Raw genomic sequence first — 816 nt, 5'->3', positions numbered from 1 at the left:
AGGAGTCAGCTCGGGTCTTCCTCCCTCCTCGCGAACGATGCTTCGACCGTCTCCGTCTCGCCCGGTTCGGCGAGACGGTGACGTGTGTCCATTGCGAGAGTGAGGCCGTTGTCAAGCGAGGAACGACCGGCAAAGACGCTCAGCAGTACTGGTGCAAGGAGTGCGAGACGTATTTCAACGACCTCACGGACACGATCTTCGGCCAGCATCGCTTCGGGCTCGAAGAGATGTTCTACATCATCAAGGAGATGCGATCTGAGCCGACCGCTCAGATCGCTCGGGACCTTGATCGCGACTACGAGGCCGTCCTCGACTTCGTCCACGAAGTCCAGGACGTGAGCGGGAACATCGACGAGTTCGAGCTCTACGACGTCTGTGAGGCCGACGAGATCTACGTGGCTGCCGGCGAGAAAGGACTGGAAGACGAAGATGAGAGTCCGCGCTCGCGCGGACTCACAAAAAGGGGCGAGGAGACTTCGAGGGAGACAAACCGCCAGTCCTGACACTCGTCCGTCGGGCCGACGGACGAGTTCGGTTTCTCGTTCGTGAGAATCTCCAAGATGCTGGCGAAGACATCGCCGAGTACGGCGATGGAAGCGTCATCCTCTGTACCGACGACTACGGCATTTACAACGACATCGAGGACGAGGAGGGGGTGGACGGCCATCTGGCCGTCCCCCACTCCGACACCTACGTCATCGGCGATGCTCATGTGAACACTTGCGAGAACCGCCACAGTTTCCTTCGTCAGTGGTTGGTGAAGTTCCGTGGTGTTTCGAAGCACCATCTTCAGGGTTATCTCGATTTCCTCGCCCT

The 816-nt window shown here is 58.9% G+C and carries 1 protein-coding gene; it reads left to right on the top strand.

Annotated features, from left to right (window positions below; translation table 11 throughout):
* Positions 1 to 816 (top strand): IS1595 family transposase gene (locus PGX04_RS34025; protein WP_273742505.1). Its coding sequence is split into 2 segments (ribosomal slippage), with 817 coding nucleotides annotated over them: positions 1 to 456 and positions 456 to 816; the frame shifts between segments, so codons are not numbered across the junction. This gene is flagged as partial in the annotation.

The organism is Natrinema soli, from assembly GCF_028618695.1.
This window is presented reverse-complemented; position numbering and strand designations above follow the sequence as displayed.